This window comes from Treponema sp. R6D11 (genome assembly GCF_054786075.1).
In genome coordinates this window covers 1-1,195 of record NZ_BDHD01000388.1, presented here as the reverse complement: position 1 = coordinate 1,195, position 1,195 = coordinate 1, and the positions used below count along the sequence as shown (strand labels likewise).

Sequence of the window (1,195 nt, the reverse complement as noted above, 5' to 3'; positions counted from 1 at the left end):
AAGAATACATCTGGCCGGCGCTTAAAGCGGGGGCGGTTTACGAGGACAAGTACCTGCTCGGCACTTCCACCGCCAGGCCGTTAATCGCCAAGGTGCTTGTCGAATACGCGCGAAAGGAGAAGGCGACCGCCATCGCCCACGGTGCGACGGGCAAGGGGAACGATCAGGTAAGGTTTGATCTTGGCATCATGGCGCTCGCACCCGACATTGAAATTATCGCCCCGTGGCGGACTTGGAAGCTTAAAAGCCGGGAAGATGAGATGAGGTATCTTGCCAGAAGAAAAATCCCCGCCCCCATGAAGAAAAAAAATTCCTACAGCATGGACGACAACCTTTGGCATATTTCCCACGAGGGGTTGGAGCTTGAAGACCCGGAGAACGAGCCGATGTACAAAAAAATGCTCTCCATTACGGTTCCGCCTGAAAAAGCGCCTAACAAGCCCGAATACGTGGAAATTGAATTTGAAAAGGGCGTTCCCATTTCTCTTAACGGAAAGAAAATGGAAGGGGTCGCCCTTATCAACCAGCTTAACAAAATCGGCGGCGCTAACGGTATCGGCATTGTAGACCTTGTTGAGAACAGGGTTGTCGGCATGAAGAGCCGAGGGGTGTACGAAACGCCGGGCGGTTCAATCCTCTACTACGCCCACGGCGAGCTTGAACACCTCTGTCTTGACAGGCAGACTTACTCTTTCAAACAGCAGGCCGCCCTTAAAATGGGCGAGCTTATCTACGGCGGCCTCTGGTTCACTCCGTTACGCGAAGCGATTTCCTCTTTTGTTGACAGCACCCAGCAGACGGTCAGCGGAAAAGTGCGGCTTAAACTTTACAAAGGTTCGATTAGCGCAGCGGGAGTTACGTCACCCTACTCGCTCTACAACACCAGTCTCGCAAGTTTTACTACGGGGGAATTGTTCAACCACGCCGATGCGAAGGGGTTTATCAAACTTTACCGCTTACCGGTTTATGTGCGGGCGCTTATGCAGCTTGAGAAGAAGAGTGGCGCTAAAGCCGCCTCGGCGAAGGCGGCGGCGGGGAAAGCGGGCACTGGCAGAAGAACGGCGAAGAAGTAGATTGGCGTAAATACGCATTATGATTGACCGTCCCGTACAATCGGAAACAGTATATTTGTCGCTTGTAATGCCGACAACCCTGTTCTCAACAAGGTCTACAATGCCGATACCGTTAGCGCCGC

At 52.8% G+C, this 1,195-nt stretch carries 1 protein-coding gene; it reads left to right on the top strand.

Going from position 1 to position 1,195, the window contains the following annotated elements; all coding sequences use genetic code 11:
- On the top strand, positions 1–1,073 hold a 1,073-nt coding region (locus ACYVTD_RS13360; protein WP_461248231.1), incomplete at its 5' end, for an argininosuccinate synthase.
- Positions 1,074–1,195 lie beyond the last annotated feature (122 nt).